The sequence below is a fragment of the Streptomyces sp. 2-1 genome (assembly GCF_048564895.1).
Taxonomy (GTDB): Bacteria; Actinomycetota; Actinomycetes; order Streptomycetales; family Streptomycetaceae; genus Streptomyces; species Streptomyces phaeochromogenes.
Window position 1 is genome coordinate 8,198,539 of the sequence record NZ_CP183383.1, and the last position, 17,465, is coordinate 8,216,003.

The 17,465-nt window shown below is 67.8% G+C and carries 15 protein-coding genes and 3 pseudogenes; 7 read left to right on the forward strand and 11 right to left on the reverse strand.

What is annotated here, in order from left to right:
- Nucleotides 1–89 precede the first annotated feature (89 nt).
- Together ACN20J_RS36050 and ACN20J_RS36055 are read right to left on the reverse strand one after the other, a co-directional pair.
- Nucleotides 90–2,135, reverse strand: a complete 2,046-nt coding sequence (locus tag ACN20J_RS36050) for a flotillin family protein (protein WP_266760914.1) — start codon at nt 2,133–2,135, stop codon at nt 90–92.
- Between the two features lie 95 nt (nt 2,136–2,230).
- Complete coding sequence (locus ACN20J_RS36055; protein WP_266760916.1) at nt 2,231–2,728, reverse strand: hypothetical protein; 498 nt, start codon at nt 2,726–2,728, stop codon at nt 2,231–2,233.
- Between the two features lie 541 nt (nt 2,729–3,269).
- On the opposite strand from ACN20J_RS36055, the pseudogene ACN20J_RS36060 reads away from it, so the two are divergent.
- The 3 genes and pseudogenes from ACN20J_RS36060 to ACN20J_RS36070 form a co-directional block, all read left to right on the forward strand.
- Nucleotides 3,270–3,587, forward strand: a pseudogene (locus ACN20J_RS36060) (transposase family protein); the annotation flags it as partial.
- 55 nt (nt 3,588–3,642) lie between these two features.
- A pseudogene (locus ACN20J_RS36065) lies at nt 3,643–4,257 on the forward strand (ISAs1 family transposase); the annotation flags it as partial.
- 357 nt (nt 4,258–4,614) lie between these two features.
- A complete protein-coding gene (locus ACN20J_RS36070) occupies nt 4,615–5,079 on the forward strand; it encodes a hypothetical protein (protein ID WP_266760918.1) in 465 nt (154 codons plus the stop codon).
- Between the two features lie 326 nt (nt 5,080–5,405).
- On the opposite strand, the pseudogene ACN20J_RS36075 reads toward ACN20J_RS36070, so the two are convergent.
- Both ACN20J_RS36075 and ACN20J_RS36080 read right to left on the reverse strand, forming a co-directional pair.
- A pseudogene (locus tag ACN20J_RS36075) lies at nt 5,406–5,639 on the reverse strand (phytanoyl-CoA dioxygenase family protein); the annotation flags it as partial.
- On the reverse strand, nt 5,542–5,871 hold the full coding sequence (locus ACN20J_RS36080; RefSeq protein ID WP_353963674.1) for a transposase family protein: 330 nt from the start codon (nt 5,869–5,871) through the stop codon (nt 5,542–5,544). The gene ACN20J_RS36080 and the pseudogene ACN20J_RS36075, both read right to left, overlap by 98 nt.
- Nucleotides 5,872–6,381: 510 nt before the next feature.
- On the opposite strand from ACN20J_RS36080, the gene ACN20J_RS36085 reads away from it, so the two are divergent.
- Together ACN20J_RS36085 and ACN20J_RS36090 are read left to right on the forward strand one after the other, a co-directional pair.
- Entirely contained in the window at nt 6,382–7,443 is a 1,062-nt protein-coding gene (locus ACN20J_RS36085) for a PucR family transcriptional regulator (protein ID WP_266760920.1), read from the forward strand.
- 108 nt (nt 7,444–7,551) lie between these two features.
- Nucleotides 7,552–7,854, forward strand: coding sequence for a hypothetical protein (locus ACN20J_RS36090; protein WP_266760922.1), 303 nt, complete (start codon nt 7,552–7,554; stop codon nt 7,852–7,854).
- 26 nt (nt 7,855–7,880) lie between these two features.
- Here the strand turns inward: ACN20J_RS36090 and ACN20J_RS36095 are convergent, their stop codons facing one another.
- Nucleotides 7,881–8,630: a hypothetical protein gene (locus ACN20J_RS36095; protein WP_266760924.1), complete on the reverse strand. Its 750-nt coding sequence runs from the start codon at nt 8,628–8,630 to the stop codon at nt 7,881–7,883.
- Nucleotides 8,627–9,991 (reverse strand): phage holin family protein, encoded by a 1,365-nt coding sequence (locus ACN20J_RS36100; RefSeq protein WP_266760926.1) that lies wholly within the window; start codon nt 9,989–9,991, stop codon nt 8,627–8,629. Before ACN20J_RS36100 ends, ACN20J_RS36095 begins: the two co-directional genes overlap by 4 nt.
- Nucleotides 9,992–10,149: 158 nt before the next feature.
- On the opposite strand from ACN20J_RS36100, the gene ACN20J_RS36105 reads away from it, so the two are divergent.
- Nucleotides 10,150–10,755: a hypothetical protein gene (locus ACN20J_RS36105; protein ID WP_266760928.1), complete on the forward strand. Its 606-nt coding sequence runs from the start codon at nt 10,150–10,152 to the stop codon at nt 10,753–10,755.
- Between the two features lie 932 nt (nt 10,756–11,687).
- Here the strand turns inward: ACN20J_RS36105 and ACN20J_RS36110 are convergent.
- From ACN20J_RS36110 to ACN20J_RS36120, 3 genes are all read right to left on the reverse strand, one after another.
- Complete coding sequence (locus ACN20J_RS36110; RefSeq protein ID WP_266760930.1) at nt 11,688–11,987, reverse strand: hypothetical protein; 300 nt, start codon at nt 11,985–11,987, stop codon at nt 11,688–11,690.
- A 176-nt stretch (nt 11,988–12,163) separates the two neighbouring features.
- Entirely contained in the window at nt 12,164–12,622 is a 459-nt protein-coding gene (locus tag ACN20J_RS36115) for a CBS domain-containing protein (protein ID WP_266760933.1), read from the reverse strand.
- Complete coding sequence (locus tag ACN20J_RS36120; RefSeq protein WP_266760935.1) at nt 12,609–13,850, reverse strand: cation:proton antiporter; 1,242 nt, start codon at nt 13,848–13,850, stop codon at nt 12,609–12,611. The genes ACN20J_RS36115 and ACN20J_RS36120 overlap by 14 nt, the downstream gene beginning before the upstream one ends.
- 306 nt (nt 13,851–14,156) lie before the next feature.
- Here ACN20J_RS36120 and ACN20J_RS36125 point away from each other — a divergent pair, with 306 nt between their 5' ends.
- Complete coding sequence (locus tag ACN20J_RS36125) at nt 14,157–14,585, forward strand: STAS domain-containing protein (protein WP_266760948.1); 429 nt, start codon at nt 14,157–14,159, stop codon at nt 14,583–14,585.
- A 489-nt stretch (nt 14,586–15,074) separates the two neighbouring features.
- Here ACN20J_RS36125 and ACN20J_RS36130 read toward each other — a convergent pair whose 3' ends face one another.
- Together ACN20J_RS36130 and ACN20J_RS36135 are read right to left on the reverse strand one after the other, a co-directional pair.
- Nucleotides 15,075–15,602, reverse strand: coding sequence for a TerD family protein (locus ACN20J_RS36130; RefSeq protein WP_266760950.1), 528 nt, complete (start codon nt 15,600–15,602; stop codon nt 15,075–15,077).
- A gap of 454 nt (nt 15,603–16,056) precedes the next feature.
- Nucleotides 16,057–17,307 carry a lactonase family protein gene (locus tag ACN20J_RS36135; protein ID WP_266760952.1) on the reverse strand — a complete coding sequence of 417 codons (1,251 nt, stop codon included), beginning with the start codon at nt 17,305–17,307 and terminating at the stop codon, nt 16,057–16,059.
- Between the last annotated feature and the right edge of the window lie 158 nt (nt 17,308–17,465).

Consider the following 17,465-nt stretch of genomic DNA (forward strand, 5'->3'; position numbering starts at 1 on the left):
TCACGTTCGCGTGGTTGCGCGCAGGTCACGGGAGAGGGGCCGGAGCTGCCGTCCCCTGTGCTGCAGCTCCGGCCCCGGTCGCCGGGTGATCAGGCCTTGACGCCGCCGTTGAGTTCGGCAAGCGGCAGGTCGGCCAGGCCCAGTTCGCCTGCCCGGTCCATGAGCAGCTCCAGCCGGCCGGCGTTGACACCGTCCGCCTTCATCAGCTTCATCAGCAGCGCCGACACGGTCAGGTTCTGCACGTCGGCCGTGGAGACCGAACCGAGGACGCGGCTCACGTCGTCGGTGAAGCTCGACGTGCCGTCCAGCCAGGGTTTGGCAAGCGCCTGCGCGGTCTCGGAGTGCTGCATGAATCCGTCGACGCTCTTGCCGAGCCCGATCGAGGAGACGAGGCGGTCGAGGAAGACGGACTCGCCGCCGACGATGTTGATGTCGGCGTTCTCCAGGCCGGTCGCCAGTACCGTGGCCTGCGCCTCGGCGACCTGGCGCTGCACGTCCAGGCCGGCGAGCCGGATGTCCTTCTCGGCCTCCAGGCGCAGCCGGTACTCCTCGTGGCCGCGGGAGGCGTCGTCGAGGGCGGCCATCGCGGCGGCCTTCTCGGTTAGCCCGGCCGCCTCGGCCTTCAGCCTGCCGCCGATCGCCTCGGCCTCGGCGTGCGCCTTGGCCCGGGCGCCCTCGGCCTCCGCCTTGAGGCGTGCCTGGGTGGCTTCGGCCTCCGCGAGGCCGGCCTTCTCGATGACCTCGGCCTCCTTGTCCCGCACCTGGACGGCCGCGAGCCCTTCGGCCGCCGCCTCGGCCTGGATGCCCTCGGCGAGCCGCAGCTTGGCACGAGCGTCCAGGTCGGCTGCCTTCAACCCGGCTTCCGCCAACGTGAGTTGCTCAGCCGCCCGGTGGGTTGCGGCCTGCTCGGCGGCCTCCGCCGCCTTGATGTCCTTGACCAGCTTTTCCTGCGCCTGGGCCTCGGCGGCGATGATCACCGTCTGCCGGCCGCGTTCGGCCTCCTCCACGGCACGCAGCTTCTTGATGGACTCCTCCTGCTCGGCGACGGTGCGGTCCACCGCGACGCGCTCCCGGACGACCTCGGCGATCTCCCGCTTCTCCGCCTCCACCTCCTTCTCGGCGGAGATCCGGGTCAGCTCCGTCTCCCGCTCCCGGGCGATGACCTCAAGGACGCGGTCCTTCTCGATGCGCTCGTTCTCGATGGCGATGACCCGCTCGCGGTTCTTCTGCGCGACCGCGACCTCACGGGCCTGGTTCTCGCGCTGGATGCCGAGCTGTTCCTCGGTCTTGAGGAACGCGCCCTGTGCCCGCAGCCGCTCCTCCTCCACCACCCGCGCGGTTTCGGCCTCCTCACGGGCCCGTACGGTGTCGATCTCCCGCTTCTGCTTGATCTCCGCGTCGGCCTGACGGCGCTCCAGTTCGAGGATGGCCTCCCGGGCATCCACGTTCTGCCGGGTGATCTCCTTCTCCTCGGTGCGCTGGAACTCGTTGGTGCGGACGTGCTCGATTGCTGTCAGCTCGGTGATCTTCCGGATGCCCTGGGCGTCCAGGACGTTGGCCGGGTCGAGCTGGGTCAGCGGCGTCTGCTCGAGGTAGTCGATCGCCGCGTCCTCCAGGTGGTAACCGTTGAGGTCGACACCGATGACCTCGATGATCCGGTACCGCAGCTCCTCGCGCTTGGTGTACAGGTCGGTGAAGTCCAGTTGCTTGCCGACGGTCTTGAGCGCCTCGGAGAACTTCGCGTGGAACAGTTCCTGCAACGTGTCCCGGTCACTGGCCCGAGCGGTGCCGACGGCCTGCGCGACTTTGATGACGTCCTCGACGGTCTTGTTGACCTTCACGAAGAACGAGATCCGGATGTCCGCGCGGATGTTGTCCTGGCAGATCAGACCTTCCCGGCCGGCCCGCATGATCTCGATGGTCTTCACCGAGATGTCCATGACCTCGGCCTTGTGCAGCACGGGTAGGACGACCTGCCCGGTGAAGGTCACGTCGACCTTGCGCATCTTGGAGACGATCAGGGCCTTGCCCTGCTCCACCTTGCGGAACAGCCGGGAGAAGACGAACAGCATGACGAGGGCGACGAGCAGGCAGACGGCGACGAGCGCGCCGATGCCCACGGTGATGGCATCCATGAGTGACGTCCTTGAGGCGTAAGGGAGTTGGAAGTGTGAGCGAGGGAGGGCGGAGCGCGACGGTGCGGCGGTCCTGCCCCAGGTGGAGGTGAGGCTCAGGCGGCGCGGTCGCGAGCGTCGGACGTCACCTTGTACGGCGTGTCCCGGACTTGGTCGTCGGTCCCGCCGGGAGGACGGGGCACACCGATGCCGCCACTGGCGAGGGCCTCGACGGGCCGGGGCGCCCCGGGTTCATCGGGGAAGAGGCGGTGCAACGGTCGTACGAATAGACGCGTCAGTCGCCAGGCGGCGAGCAGCGCTCCGACCGGCATCACGATCTTCAGCAGGCCGATGGCGACTCCCGCGGGAGCGGCAGCGTGCAGCAGGACGACTGTGCCGAGACTGAGGAGCCAGGCGAACGCCGCCAGCATGGAGAACGCGACCGCGACCGGTACTCCGCCCATACCCCAGGCGTCGAGATCCGCGTCCGCGTCGAAGCTGTCGGCGCCGGCCGCGCCGAAGGCGACGAGAAGCCAGAAGGCGAAGATCACGATCATGGCGGCCGTGAACAACAGGGAGGGGAATCCGGTGGCCGCTTCGAAAAACGCGCGCATACTCACCCCCCGATACCCGTTGCCCGACGATGCGGGCTGTTGGGGAGTCTTCGTGGCCCCGGCGCAACGCACCTGCCGGTGTCCGGCACCGGGGCCATCCCCCTGTGCTCCCCGCCACCCATCGTGCCTGCTCAACGGCGACGGGCGCATTGCCGGGTCCCGGCAGTATTCGCCGTGGTTGGTATGCCGGTTGCTGTTAAGGGTTCGTCAGCGCTGCGTCAGGATTCGGGGGAGCGAGAGGCACGCTCTTGAGGTCCCGCGGACCAGCAGGCAGCGCACGGTGCCGGAACCCGGCGCGTGGCCCGGCTGGGTTTGTGCGTGGGAGTCGGTTCTGGCTCGTTTTCCGCGAAGATCCAGTGCCTGGTCGTGGACGTCGCGCGAGTGCCAAGATACGTGGCCAGGGCGATTGCAAAGTCGTGGTGATCTCTCGGATGTGCAGGTCACGGCGGTATGACGATGCTGGGCGGGTGCGCGACCGGACACAACGAAGCTCCGTTGTGGAGGTGACCTTGCCAAGTCGCCGTCCCACAACGGAGCCTCGATGTGCCGTCAGCCTGCCACCGTCTGTCTGGTCAAGTCGCCCACCTGTCAGCACCGTGCGATCGGCCCGTTGGCCGAGCGGCTGCGGGCACTGGCCGATCCTCGGTGCCGACGCGGGAAGCGCCACCCCTTCAAGGCAGTACTGCTGATCGCCTGCTCCGCCGTGGTGACCGGTGCGAGGAGTTTCGTGGCAATCAGCGAGTGGGCGGCCAAGGCCCCGCAGGACGTCCTGGCCCGGCTCGGTGCCCGCACCGCAACCGCCCTGACCGTGCGCATCCCGCCCAGTAGCGCGACGGTCCGCCGGGTCATCAAGGACACCTGCCCCGGCAGCCTGCCCCGACCTCCTCGGACACGACCCGTCCGGCACCGACACCCTCGCGATCGACGGCAAGAGCGCCCGCGGCTCGCGCCTCGGCGCCACCCCAGCCGCGCACCTGCTCGCCGCGATGACCGGCACCGGGATGACCGTCACCCAGCTCAGGGTCCCCGAGAAGACGAACGAGATCACGTGCTTCGCCGCCCTCCTGGACCCCTATGACCTGCAAGGAGTCACCGTGACCGGCGATGCCCTGCACACCCAGCGCGAGCACGCCCGCTTCCTCGTCGAGGCGAAGAAGGCGCACTACGCCTTCACCTTGAAGCGGAACCAGAAGAACCTCTACGAGCACCTGCGGACCCTGCCTTGGGAGAAGGCGACGGCGAAGTTCTACGACCGCACCACCGGCCACGGCCGCAAGGAGACCCGGGTCGTGCAGGCCCTGACCGTCACCGGTCTCGGCGTTGGCTTCCCCCACGCCGCCCAGGTCGCCAGGGTCGTACGCCACCGCACCGACACCAAGACCGGCAAGCAGAGCCGCGAGACCGTCTACGTGATCACCGACCTGACCAGCCGTCAGGCATCTCGCCACAGCGCTCACGCCAGGGCGTCGCACGCAGCACCTCCCAAGATCCACTGCACCACACGCGTCGCCTCCCACCAGGACGGGTGAGGTTTTCGGCAAGGACAGGGCTCATGCCTTCCTCAGAAAATCCTCAGACTTCCACCAAGCGGCGGCCTGGTGCCAGGCCCGATGTTTGAAGCACTCGCGCTGCAACGGTGCCAGGTCATGCATCGATGGCTCATCGCCACCCAACACCGCAGTGCTCGCGAATCCGTCGTGTCGAGGGAGGGCGAGTCGGAAAGGGGCCCGTGAAGTGTCGGCACTCGCCGAGTGGTGAGCGGTCCCAGGATGCCCATTCGGCTGGGCCTGCGGCACAGCCGAACAGTCGAACAAGCTCTGCCGGTCCAATCGGAGGGAAACAAGATGTTGATTCGTGCCTTACAGGCTGCGGCCACGCTCGGGGCCATGGCCCTGTTCACAGCTTCGGCCGCCGCTCCGGCTGCCGCCGCCCCGGTCCCGGTGACCGGCTTCGCGTGTGACGGGAACACCTACAAGTGCACGGCGGCACTCGACTTCGGCGACGGAAACTGGAAAGCCGACTGGAGCGTCAACGGGTACCACTCACGGGCCGCCAAGGTGAGCGCGAACCAGGCACTCGCTCCGGTCCCGGTGACCGGCTTCACGTGTGACGGGAACACCTACAAGTGCACGGCGGCACTCGACTTCGGCGACGGAAACTGGAAAGCCGACTGGAGCGTCAACGTGTACCACTCACGGGCCGCCAAGGTGAGCGCGAACCAGGCACTCGCTCCGGTCCCGGTGACCGGCTTCACGTGCGATGGGAACACCTACAAGTGCACGGCGGCACTCGACTTCGGCGACGGAAACTGGAGAGCCGACTGGAGCGTCAACGTGTACCACTCGGCCTGACACCTTCCGCCCGCCGGCGATTCGCCGGTGGTCGTGGTCGACGCGAGCGGCTCTCGCACCGAGGGCGTGAACCCTGGATGGCGATGAACCGGTAGGCCCTCACGGTCACCCGGCGCTCAGGCCCAGTACCTGAACGGCGGCGGCCATCGGGCTTCCGCGGTAACCCTTGCGCCTGCTCAACCGCAAGACCCGCAACGCCGCTCGGTTCGCCAAGGCGGCCGTCGAAGCCACCGAGCGGCGGTACGCCGCACTGCCCACCACCCATGAAGTGGCGGGTCCGCTGGTTGTGTCCCGATGCCGTCACCAGGACACAACCAGTTCTGTGCCTACCGTACGGGGGTGAAGTCGCGGGCCCCGATGAACTCCGGTCTGCGGACGGGGGCGGCGAAGGGCTCGGCCGCGGTGTTGTCGACGCTGTTGAAGGCGATGAACACGTTGGAGCGAGGGTAGGGGGTGATGTTGTCACCGGAACCGTGCATGGCGTTGCAGTCGAACCAGACGGCCGAGCCGGCCGGGCCGGTGAAGAGGCGGATGCCGTGTGCGTCGGCCAGTTCCTTCAGGGTGGACGTCCTGCGGGGCCTTGGCCGCCCACTCGCTGATTGCCACGAAACTCCTCGCACCGGTCACCACGGCGGAGCAGGCGATCAGCAGTACTGCCTTGAAGGGGTGGCGCTTCCCGCGTCGGCACCGAGGATCGGCCAGTGCCCGCAGCCGCTCGGCCAACGGGCCGATCGCACGGTGCTGACAGGTGGGCGACTTGACCAGACAGACGGTGGCAGGCTGACGGCACATCGAGGCTCCGTTGTGGGACGGCGACTTGGCAAGGTCACCTCCACAACGGAGCTTCGTTGTGTCCGGTCGCGCACCCGCCCAGCATCGTCATACCGCCGTGACCTGCACATCCGAGAGATCACCACGACTTTGCAATCGCACGGGTTACGTGGCCCGAGCGCAGACGGACGCGGAGGGAACGTACGCGAGCGTTGTTGGCAATGCGTGAGTGGAGTACACGGCGAAAAGTGACTGCTGCTGTGATGCTGCAAATGCTATGGCTTGGCATGCTGATCACCGCCGTGATCATCTGGGATCTCTCACTTTCTGTCCCCGTCGCCATCGCGATATGGGCCGGGCCGGCCTTGGGAGGAGTGGCAGGCACCTGGGCCGCCTCGAAGGCACCTGCTGGATGAGGCTGTGGCCGTGGCTGAGACCGTTCTGGGCCGACTGACAACCCTCGGATCTGCCACTCTTGACCATCGTGCGTTAGGAATGGGTCAGCAGAGCGTCAAGGACAGAGGAGAACAGGTGACAGGGCGGGAGATACCCGACGAGTATCTGGAGGGGTATGCCCAGATACTGGCCGAGGCGGGTGCAACCGGTCGTCGCCTCACTCGGGACGAGCTGCAGTCCCTGCGTGCCCGTGGCGAGCGCGCGGCCGAGGCCGGTCTCGGGCTACGAGCTCTGGTCCGCGGGCACCTGTCCGCGACCCGGGAGAGCTGGCCCACCCTCCCTGCCACAGAAGCCGCTCCAGTGCTCGCCGCGGTCGAGCAAGCCATCGACGCCTTCGCCGAAGGCCACGAGCGGTCGCAGAAGCTCGCGGTACGGCAGGAGGAGGCCGTACGGCGGGAGTTCATCGACGACCTGCTCTACGGCCGCAGCGACCTGGGGCGCCTGGCCGAACGCGCCGAACGCTTCGGGCTGCTCCTTGCCCGGGCCCACGCGGTCGCCGTCGCCCAGGGCGGCAAGTCGCTCGAAGACATGGACCCGGCCACCCGGCAGGTGGAGAGTGCCCTGGTCGGCCGGTTCGGCCAGCGGCGCATCCTGCTCACCACGAAGGACGGGCGGCTGATCTGTATTGCGCCCGGAGACCAGGAGGACGTGCTGACGTTCTTCGCCAAGCAGGCACACGCGGCCACGGACGGCGGCCGGGTCGCTCTCGGACGGCCGCACCCCGGGCCCGGGGGAGTCGTCCACTCCTACGAAGAAGCCCTCAACGCCCTCGACCTGGCCGACCGGCTCCGACTCGACGAGCCAGTGCTGCGCGCCGCCGACCTCCTCGTCTATCCCGTGCTCACCCGGGACCGGCAGGCCATGGCCGACCTCGTCCACAACACACTCGGCCCGCTTGACACCGCACGTGGAGGGGCGCAACTGCTCATCGACACGCTGACCGCGTACTTCGACACGGGCTGTGTCTCGGCCGAGGCGGCTCGCCGCCTGAACCTGAGCGTGCGGGCCTTTACCTATCGCCTGGAACGCGTTCAGAAGCTGACCGGCGCCAATCCGGCGGATCCCGTGCACCGCTACACCTTGCAGACCGCGGTCATCGGAGCCCGGCTCCTGGGCTGGCCGGACAAGGAAGTGTGACGGGCCGGGCGTCGCGAAGCGGCTGGTGAAACCGCACTCTGTGCGTCTAACGTCAGTGTTCTTGAGTCACCGGATGGTGCGTGTGGCACAGAAGCTGGGGGAGCCGGAGTGTCCTTCCTGAAGTTCGCGGGCGATGAAGTGCTGGAGATGGCGGGCACGCTGGAGACCAGCGGGGGTCAGATGAAGTCGGCTTCCAAGGAGATGAAACACGCCGACTCGAAGCAGATCGGCCACGGTGGCCTCGAATCCGCGTGTGACGACTTCGCGGATTCCTGGGACTACGGCTTCGGTGAGCTCTCCAAACTCACCAAGGGCGTCTCGAAGTTCGCCAAGAAGGCCGCGGAGGAGTTCCGGAAGCTGGACGACAAGCTGTACGAGGAGTTGAAGAAGGCGGGCGAGGGCAAGAAGTAGCCCTCGCTCAGCCGACTTCGGCCGGTTCAGGGTTTGGCCGGCTCCGGAACGTCGAAGGTGAAGGTCCGGCCGATCTGCGCCAGACGGCCGCAGTAGGAGTCCAGCAGGAACACCGATGGCGTGGAGATCGTCACGTACGCGCAGTAGTCGCGCGGCGCCGGAACGATCAGCTGGAGCAGGGCCATGGGAAGAGTTGGGCGCACTGCCTCCCCCGTACCGGCGACGTCCGCGATGCCGGTCTCGGCCGCGAAGCTCGCGGGCAGGGTGAGCATGCGCAGGGAGGCGGACATGACGCCCGGCCCGGACGGCAGTTTGGCCGCCAGCAGCATGTCCTGCCTGCCCTGCACACCCTTGCCGAGAGCGAAATCCAGCTCCTGGAGGTGGCCCTCGCGGGCGAAGAACTTCTGTTCCTTCGCGCGGTAGATGCCCTCGGCGGCCAGCAGCCGGTCCCGGTGCCCGCTCGGCTTGACGGTGACGGCGAGCAGGCCCATGGACAGCCGCTCGTCACCGGCCACGTCCTCGGTGCCCAGACACATGGCGGTGAGGGCGACGGTCTCCTCACCGCCCGCGGACAGGCCGGGCAGGGTCGCACGCAACTGCTCGGTGGCAGAGGCGAGTTGCTGCTCGTCGGCATCCGGCATGAGTTTGGCCAGTGCGTCCTGCCAGCCGTCGGAGGCGGCGGGGTCGGGCAGGCGCACGAACTCGTCGGGGACGGTGTACTGGAAGGCGTACGGAATTTCCCGTGCGATGGCGGCTTCGACTGGGCTGTGGGTCATGCGACGGTTCCGAAGTTCGAGGGCTGCAGGCCTTTGGTGAAGCTGTCTCCGGCGGAGGTGAGCGTCGTGGCGGTGTCGAACTGCGGTCCCAGCGGGCCGGGGGCCATGGTCGTGGGCTCGTTGTCCGGTGCCTCGTAGTCGAAGAACCCGGCTGCCGGGCCGACGACGGGGATGTCGGAGATGTTCCAGTCGCCGTCCAGCCACCGGCCCTCGTTGGTGTTGGAGCCGAACGCGAAACCCGCCCCGGTCACCGTGCCGACCACGTCGAGGGTCCGGCCGGCGGCGACATGGACCCAGCCCTGCCCCGCCATGGCGAAGCCGCGCATCGAGTTGGCCATGCCGCTGGGGATCTTGGCGATGTTGCCCCAGGCGCCGGGGCCGATCCTGCCGAGTGTCGCCATGAAGCCCTCGGAGGCCCGCAGTGTCCGCCCGGACTGCACCATCAGCCGGCCCGCCTGGGCGAGCTTGGCGCCCGCGAGACCCACACCGCCGGCGACCACGCCGAGCGCGTCCCAGGCGAGCGTCTGCCAGGTCACGCCCTCGGCACCGCCGATCATCGCGGCACTGTGCGCGGCCAGCGCACCCACGCCGACGATGAAGCCGATCAGACCGAGTGCGCCCACCCCGGTACCCAGGGCGAGGGCGACGAGGCAGATCACACCGATGACCATGGCGATGTCGGCGAGGATGTCGCCGACCAGCTTCCAGAAGTTCGGGTCCGACAGGACGTTCCAGGCATCGGACAGAAAGTCCGTGAACCCGTCCACCAGGTCGTCGAACCAGCCGGGTTCGGGCGGAGCGTCGTCCGCCGCGTCCTTGATCGTACGAGCCGTCGCGTCCGCCGCGGTCGTGTACTCCGTGTGCAGAGTGCGGGCACGATCTCGGATGGCCTCCAGCTCGTCGTTGGCTGTGTCGTACGCCTTCTGCTTGTCCTTCTTGTCCTCGTCGTGCTCGTCCTTCTCCTTCTCGGAGAGCGTGGATGTCTCCTTCGGCAACCCGTCGAGAGTGCCCTTCGTGGTGCTCACCTTCTGCGCGGCTGCGGCGGCTTCCTCCTCCAGTTTGCGGGCCCGCGTCTGGAAGCCGTCCAGGCTGGTCTCCCAGCCGGACAGCGCCCGGTGGGCCGAACTGATCGAGCCGAGCGCCTTCTTGAGATACGGGGGAATCTTCTCCACGGACTTCGTGAACGTGTCGGCGGACTTGCCCACCCAGATCCCGTCGGACGTACCGATCTTGCTGAGCTGCGTCTGCGCGGTACCGCTGTCCCGGTCGACCCGGCCGATCGCGGAGACCATCAGCCGCACGGTCTCCAGGTCGCCCGGCGCCGGATCGAACCCGAGATGGGGATACTTCGACGAACCCACTGCTTGTCCCCCTACATTGCTGTTCGCCTCCCGCCGGTGGGGAGACGGATCATCCAGGTGATAGGAAGCTATCCGTGAGGTGAGTGGTTCCGCCATCGGCGTGACCACACCGCTACGGCATGCTGACAGTGCCTACAAATCCGGATCCAGGAGGCGCGATGTTCCTGCAGCCCCAGCTGAAGGCTCTGTTGAGGGACGGCTCGCAGGGCTCGCAGCGGCACGATGCCCGCAATCTTCAGCGGTCCTGGCGGAAGTTCGCCGCCTTCGCCTACATCGCCGAGCAGTACGGCTACGAGTACGACGGCCTCTCCCCGATCTCGCCGAAGGGAAGCCCCAATCCGTACTTCGCCTTCCGCCGCACACCGGACGCGATGGAGCGCGCCACCCAGACCGCAGGGCAATACCCCACCGCGCTCCAGGGCGGCCCGCTGCCGGGCATGCGCCCTGGTGGGAACCGCCTGCGCCCGGTGGCCGAAGCCCGGCGGGACGTCGACCTGCTGCACGCCCGCATCATGGTCGACTACAGCCGCACCCACCGGCGGCGCGGCCTGATCGCGCTGGTGATCCTCCCGCTCGCCATGCTCATCCCGCTCTCCCAGACCGGCTTCACCCCGGCCGCCCTGGGGGTCTGCGCCGCTGTCTGGCTGTTCTTCGCCGCCCTGTGGGCCCTGGGCCTGCTTCTCGCCAGGCGCCGCCTCACCAAGTACGGACGCGTACTGACCGCGGCCGGAATCGACTGGCCGACGGCGCAGGCGCGCACGTGATTGCCGGACTCCGGAAGACGCCCAGGGCAGGTATGTGCCGGTGACGGTCAGTGATCCGGGCAGGCCGCGTCCGCAGGATTGAGCGTGTGTCCGAACTCCATCCTGTGAGGTGGATGAGGAGTTGGGGCGGAGGGCTTCCGGTTGGCACCGGCAGAAGCCCCTGACGAACGGGGATACGGATGGTCCTTGTGGTGATCACCGGCGTCGCTATGGTCATGCTTGTGACCTGGGCAACGGGGGTTCTTGTCCGGCGAGAGCGCCGACGGCTCGGCACCAGCGCCGAAGCGCACCGGATCGAGTCGGCGGCCACCCGAGGTATCCGAGACGCGCGCCGCCATGCCCGGTCCCTTCACCACATCGGGGGTGCCGGAGGCATCAGCCGGCTGCCTGACCACGATTCGCGCCACTGAATGCGTGCTGTTTCAGCGGAACGACCGGTCTTCCAGCCAACGCTGCCGTGTCCGTTGGAACCAGCCCGTGAGGTGGGAGCACAACGGGCCACCACGCGGCAGCGCCACCGTCGTCTCCCGCGCCATCGCGGTGAAGAATCCCCGCCCGGCTCGGCTCTGCAACGTGGTACTCCACCGGTAGCCGGGGCGGCGGGCGAGCAGCGAATGGACCAGCTCGCGTCCCAGCCCTTGACCTTGCCAGATGTCGCAAATCCAGATGTCCAGAATCCGCCCTGCACGGCACGTCTTGCAGGCGCGGAAACGCAGCTGTCCAATGACGCGATTTCCCCGGTTCAGCGAGACGATCTCGGTGGATGCGGCCGGGACGGACGAGGTAGTCCTGTTCACCCGTTCCGGTTGATGATTCTGAGCGCTGCCAGTCCATACCCAGACCAATGAATTCCGCCTTCCGAAATCGCCGATGCACGGTGAGGAGCGGACTGAAGGAGGAGATGCGACGCTGGTCCCGGCGTCGCCGCCGGTTCAACGATGCGCATCGTTCGAGTCCTCCCCCCTCACTGCCGCAGGGCCGGTACGCAGGTCGACGATGTGGGCGACGAGCGCCCCGGCAAGCACTGCCCAGGCCGTCGCGGCGAAACCGACCGCCTGCCAGCCGCCGACGGAGACAAGCGAGACCGTGGCGCATCCCGCAGCCATCGCACAGCGGTTGGAAAGGAAAGACCACTCGCGGCGGCAGCTTCCCGGCTGACGGATTTCCACCAGAGCGGTCCGGATGACCAGCATGGCCACGACGGTCACGGGCGCGATCACTGACGAATCCACGTGTGCTCTCGTTTCGATCCAAGTCGTCGGGGTACGGCGGCGGGCGGTGCCTGAGCGAGGCACATCGAGCAAGTGTCAGGCGGAATGCCTTGCAGGCCCAGGCTGCGGTCGAGGAGGCGGGCGGGCGCGAAGCAGCCCTGCCAGACACAGTTCGCAACCATGGCCGCACCAGTCGCTCATGAACCTCCGGTGAAGTGCTCCAACAGCGTGGCCGCGGTGATCGCGCCGATCAGGGCGGCTTTGTGGCCACTGTGTTCGACGACCGCGACGACCGAGGTGTCCTTGCGCGCCATCAGCGCCGCGATCTGCATGGCCGAGGCGTCCGGGCCGACCACGGCAGCGGTGATGGTGCGGCGCGGCAGCCACTCGATCACCGATCGCCCCACCATCGACGCTCTGACGTCGTCGTCGAACCGGTCGTCGATCACCGATGCGAGGAGCGGGTCATCCTGGACGCTGTCGGGCACAAGCGCCGTGACGAGACGGGTGGCGGACACGATCGCATACGGGTACTGGTCCGGGTCGAGGACCAGCAGGGCCGGTACCTGCCCGCGCGCCACCAGCCGGACTGCATCGAGAGCGTCGTCGTCCGCGGACACGGTGGGATAGCTCCTGGCCAGATCACGTGCGTACATCAGCGGAGGTCTCCTTGGTCGGTGCGTCGGCGTCCTCGCGGCCCGACGGGATCCCGGCGAGGTCGTCGACGTCGAAGGCATGGGCGATCGGCACGTCCGTGGAGCTGTGGGCGATGATCGAGAAGGCGATGCAGACCGCGATCAGCGTGAACGCCGCTTCGGCCTGCGGGATGCCGGACTGCAGCACCAGCAGGCCGTAGACCACCGACGCGAAGCCCTTCGGGCCGAACCAGGCGGCCACCAGCCTCTCCCTGCGCGAGATGCTCGTGCCGAGCAGGGAGAGCAGCAGTGACGCCGGGCGGATCAGGACGATCGCCAGGACTGCTGCCACGTAGCCGCCGACCGACAGGTCGCCGAAGAGCTGGGGCGTCAGCAGCGCGCCGAAGACCAGCAGCGCCGCGAATTTCGCGAGCTCTGCCAGAGCCTCGCCGAGCGGCTCGAAGGACTGCTTCGCCTCCGGAGAGACGTGGACCAACGTCGCGCCGGCCGAGAACGCCGCCAGGTAAGGGTTGGCGTGGGTCAGGTGGCAGGCCGCGTACAGGATGATCCCGGTCGCCAGCGGCAGCAGCGGCTGCAGCTTGGGCTCCGCGCCCAGCAGCCGGAAGCGCACCAGCCCACTGACGAGCAGCGGGAGCGCGACGCCGAACACGAGGCCGAGCAGCAGCTCCAGAGCGATCTTGGAACCCGAGGCCTCAGCACTGTCGGCCGTCGGGCCCGCGGCGGCGATGAGGATGAGCACGATCGGCAGGGCCAGGCCGTCGTTGATGCCGCTCTCCACGTTCAGCAACTGCCGCAGCTTGGCGGGGACTTCATGGCGCCCCACGATCGCCGAGGCGAACACCGGGTCGGTGGGCGCCAGGACCGCACCCACCAGGAACGATGTCGTCCAGTCCAGGCCCACCAAGAAGTGCGTGATCAGCGCCATGAAGACAAATGCGAGAGGCATGCCCAGCCCCAGAGCACGCGCCGGATTCTTCCAGTTGGCCCGCAGCTTGGGCAGGGAGACGTGCATGCCGTCGGTGAACAGCACCGCGAACAGCGCCAGGTCGGCCGTTATGGCCACGATCTCACTGTCCGGCGTGATGTGAATCAGGCCGAGGAAACCGTCGCTGACGAGCGCTCCGCCTACGAGGAAGAGGAATGACGTGGAAAGCACCGTCCGGGCCGCCAGACCCGACAACAGAACCGCCACCAACAGTGCAACACCGAACACCGCCACAAGCACCATGACGGACCCCCGATCGGAAGAGAGAGTGATCCCCTACTCGCCGACCAGGCTTCCCGGCACACCGAGGGAAACCCTACAGGTCCTTGACGCATCTTTGACAGAGTCCGCCTGCGCACGATGCGCTCCCCGCGATTGCTGGATCTCGGCAATCCTGAATGCCAGAAGTAGCCTCGACGTGCGTAGACGCCGTTCAGCGCAATGCCCGGTCCTCCGAACGGCGGCCGCGGCGCGAGGCCCGTACGCTGATACTCAGGTGCGCCGGGAAGTCTGGTCGGCAGGTAACCGCCCACTGCCCTGGAGCCCCGCATGCCGGACTCTTCCCCCGCCCAGTACCCAGCCGGACATCTTGCGCGGCTGGATGCGGGCAGTCGCCTGCGTCATCCGTTCCGAGGGCGCGGGCTCAGAACCGAGATCACGCGTGACCGGGCCGTCGTCCATCTGTCGGGGGAGATCACCTCGGAGAACGCGAGACGGCTCGGAACGGATCTCGCGGAACTCCTGCGCTCGGAAATCGCCTTGCTCGTGATCGACTTCGGCAAGGTGACTTACCTCAGCAGCGACGGCGCGGGGATGATCTTCATGGCGCTGCGGGCCGCGCGATCGCACGGCACACGAGTGATCGCCACCCACGTGGGTCCTCAGCCCCGCGCCACCCTCGAACAGCTGGGGCTGCTCCGGATTGTCGACGTGTACGCAGGCGACGGCCCGAACCTGTCACAAGGCAGTGGTGAGTAGCCGCTGCCGACACCCTTGCCGTCCCCGGGCGCCGGGCAGCAACCGCGCGTCAGGATCGCGGTCGCAGACCCTACCTGCGAGGACGTCGGATGGACCGAGGCTTGCGCAGCCTGGCCAAGCCGATGCGGTCTCCTTGGCAGAAGACTGCCGGGCTCCGGCATCGACGGCGCAAAGACAGCCGATCTACTCTCGCCCCGGCAAAGGAGGTCGGGGCCTGGTGGTCTTCTTCTGGTGCTGCATCGGCCTGCCACCACGGCCCTGCTGCCCTTCGGTATCGCCCCCCTGAGAGGCCGGGCGCCGCAGCGAACGCGCGAGCGCTGGTCCCGGAGTACGGTTCTCAGGCCGACGCAGCCGGTATCCATGCCAGATCGGCCATGGAGCGGCGCAGGAAGACGGAGTCTTGCTGCGTAGACGATCCTCGGCTTTGGTACAGCGGCGGGGCGGGGCCACCGCGATCGGTCGCGGCTCGGGCTTTGCCGGCCGGTCGGGTTACGGGGTGCTGCCCATCGCCGCGGTGAAGACCTCGGGGTCGCTGTCGAATCCCCGGACCATCTTGTGGAACTCCCATGATGTGGAGGCGTCCCGGGTGAACTCCGCGACCGTTGTGGCGGTGCATCCGGAGACCTGCGCGAAGTCGTCCTTGAGGAGTTCCTTGTAGCCCTCGGCGACGAGCACTCCGGCGTTCGACAGGTCACCGAAGGTTTTGGGGCCGCTGTTCTGGTGGATTGCCACGCCCACGACCACCCGTGCGAAGGAGGGGGCGAGGCGATCGAGCTCCAGGGTCATCACTTCGACGTAGCCGAAGCCCTGGCCGGTCTGGCTGTGCCGGCTCATGTTGATGGTGCCGTCCGGTGAGCGGCTGTCGAAGTGGACGATGTACACCGGTCTCCCGTACGGGGCGTCCGCCGAGTAGGTCGTGGCGATGATGTCGAGATGGTGGGGTGGCTGGTTCCAGGGACTCGGATCCCACTTGAGCCGTACCTCGGCCTTCCGCACGCCCTGGTTGCCGCTGCTCACCGGATTGCTGCCTCTCGCGTATCGAGTCGTCAAAGGATGGTCCCCGCATGGTCAAGTATGGCTCTCGGGCATCCTGTTGAAGCCTCGGGCGGCAGCCCGCGTATGGGATCGAGGTGTGCACACGCTTTGGTCGGCGCAGGGGGTTGAGGCGTATGGCGAGCTGCGGGGCGGCGCACGACTTGGATCGTCTGCAGTGCCTCGTCTCGTAGGCGGCCCGTGACTGGGGCTGCAACTGGCGCCGCGTTCGCTCAGCACCGCTGGGCCTGAGCATCTGGCTTCTTGGCCGCGCATGCAAGGGTGCAATTCGTTCAACGTCACCCGGTCCATGAGAAGCCCCAGTTCAGGGCCTGGGGCTTCTGTTGTGGAAGGCGGCTCTCCGATTTGGAGGAACCTTCCGGGCGGCCGCGGAAGTCTGTGCTTCTGGATGGGCCTCTATGTGACGGTCGTGTCCGTGTCAGACGGCGGCGATGCCCTCCATGCCGGACTCGTCGAAGGCGGGCAGGCCTTCGGCCGTCGTGACTTTGGTGAGGGCACCGTTAGCCTCGACGCGGAAGCCGTCGACGGTGCCGGAGACGGCGTTCTGGACGTAGACGAACCTCTCGTCCTCCGTCACGGCGAGGTCGATCACGCCCTGCGAGTTGGCGGAGGGCGGGGTGGCGATACCCACCTCGTTGGTCAGGGCCAGCTTGCCCCGCTTGTCCATGCGGTACCCGGTGACGGTGGAGTTTCCGGTGTTGCCGCCGTAGAAGTAGTCGCCCGCGCGCTCCAGCCAGCACAGGACCTCCTGGCCACTGGCCAGGGGCTGTTGAAGGACCTTCAGCTTGCCGTCGCGCTTCACCTTGTACGTGGTGACGGTGGACTTCTCGGCCTCGGCGACCAGCATCCGCTTCCCGGTCCTGTCGAAGCTGATCGCGAACGGCACGCCGCCGGCCGACTCGTTGACGACCGGTTCGGCGACGGCGGGCAGGCCGTTGCGCTTCATTGGGAAGACTTCGACGGTGTTGTTCCCCTTGGTGGTGACGATCAGATTGCGACCGTCCGGGGCGAATTCGACCTCGCCCGGCGAGGTGTCAAACCGGGGGATGTCCTCGTTGTCCAGGCCCAGGGAACGGTGGGAGCCCGTCAGCGGTTTGAGCCCCTTGCTGGTGATCCTGAACCCCTGCACGCTGCCCTCGCCGCCGGCGTTCATGACGTACGCGATCGTGCCGTGCACCGCGATACTGGCCGGGAACTCGCCGCCGGAGTCCACGACGCGCCGGTCCTTGAGCTGTTGCCCTTCGACGCGGAAGGAGGTCACCGTGCCGCTGCCCGCGTTGACCGCCAGCAGCATGCCCGAAGCGTCGTCGTAGACGAGTGAGCCCTGGGAGGCGAGCGAGTCGGTGGGTGCGTCGACCTGGTCACCGCCCTGGCCGCCGGTCGCGAAGGTCCCTGAGGGACTCAGTTTGCCGTTGTCGTCCCGCGCGAACACATGGATGGTGTTGCCGTCCAGCTCGTTGCCCTGGACGAAGACCGCATGGTCGGCCCCGGCCGTGCTCCCGGAGTACTGGCTCGCCGAGGCCAGTGACACAGCCACCGTCGCGGCCCCGGCGATGGCCAGGGCCCCGCCGCCGACCACGATGCGCCGTGTCCTGGACTTCACCCGGTGACCGCCATGTATGTCGGCGGACCGGCTCGTGCGACGGTGGGTCTTGCGGCTGCTGTGCATGTCTATGTCCCGTTCCTCTGTGTCGGCGCAGTGCGGTACACGGCTGTGGACGACACCAGAGTGGCCAGTGGGAGCGGTGTGCCGGTACGGAACGGTGGCCGCGTCAGACTCTCGTAAGACGGTCCTGGCAGGACGACAGGGCTTACCCCTGGCGGCGG

Excerpts from the sequence above, each read along its gene's own strand:
- ACN20J_RS36050 (WP_266760914.1), bottom strand. The coding sequence starts at position 2,135 with ATGGATGCCATCACCGTGGGCATCGGCGCGCTCGTCGCCGTCTGCCTG.
- ACN20J_RS36055 (WP_266760916.1), bottom strand. The coding sequence starts at position 2,728 with ATGCGCGCGTTTTTCGAAGCGGCCACCGGATTCCCCTCCCTGTTGTTC.
- ACN20J_RS36070 (WP_266760918.1), top strand. The coding sequence starts at position 4,615 with ATGGCCCTGTTCACAGCTTCGGCCGCCGCTCCGGCTGCCGCCGCCCCG.
- ACN20J_RS36080 (WP_353963674.1), bottom strand. The coding sequence starts at position 5,871 with ATGTGCCGTCAGCCTGCCACCGTCTGTCTGGTCAAGTCGCCCACCTGT.
- ACN20J_RS36095 (WP_266760924.1), bottom strand. The coding sequence starts at position 8,630 with ATGACCCACAGCCCAGTCGAAGCCGCCATCGCACGGGAAATTCCGTAC.
- ACN20J_RS36105 (WP_266760928.1), top strand. The coding sequence starts at position 10,150 with ATGTTCCTGCAGCCCCAGCTGAAGGCTCTGTTGAGGGACGGCTCGCAG.
- ACN20J_RS36115 (WP_266760933.1), bottom strand. The coding sequence starts at position 12,622 with ATGTACGCACGTGATCTGGCCAGGAGCTATCCCACCGTGTCCGCGGAC.
- ACN20J_RS36120 (WP_266760935.1), bottom strand. The coding sequence starts at position 13,850 with ATGGTGCTTGTGGCGGTGTTCGGTGTTGCACTGTTGGTGGCGGTTCTG.
- ACN20J_RS36125 (WP_266760948.1), top strand. The coding sequence starts at position 14,157 with ATGCCGGACTCTTCCCCCGCCCAGTACCCAGCCGGACATCTTGCGCGG.
- ACN20J_RS36135 (WP_266760952.1), bottom strand. The coding sequence starts at position 17,307 with ATGCACAGCAGCCGCAAGACCCACCGTCGCACGAGCCGGTCCGCCGAC.